This window comes from Photobacterium aphoticum (genome assembly GCF_001029435.1).
In the GTDB taxonomy this organism is placed as follows: Bacteria; Pseudomonadota; Gammaproteobacteria; order Enterobacterales; family Vibrionaceae; genus Photobacterium; species Photobacterium aphoticum.
On sequence record NZ_LDOV01000112.1, the window covers coordinates 1 to 299 of the forward strand.

1 pseudogene is annotated in these 299 nt (G+C 55.2%); it reads right to left on the minus strand.

Annotated elements, in window-relative coordinates:
• Nucleotides 1–299: pseudogene (gene lpxD, locus ABT58_RS23255) on the minus strand (UDP-3-O-(3-hydroxymyristoyl)glucosamine N-acyltransferase); the annotation flags it as partial.

Genomic DNA, 299 nt, shown 5'->3' on the forward strand with positions numbered 1-299 from the left:
TCGCAACCAGCAATTTCGATGTGTCCGTTCAGTACCAACGCACCGCCGATGATGCAGTATTTACCGATCTTAGTAATACCAGCAACAATTGTACCCCCCGCCATCGCTGTTCCATATCCGATCTGCACGTTGTGCGCGATTTGCATCTGGTTGTCGATAATCACATTATCTTCAATGATGGTGGCATCCAGCGCACCACGGGCAATGGTGGCCCACGCGCCGATTTCCGCGCGGGTACCAATGCGGACGGTACCCAGCTGCGGGAGCGTCGCCCACTCGCCTTTCTCGTTTGCGTAACC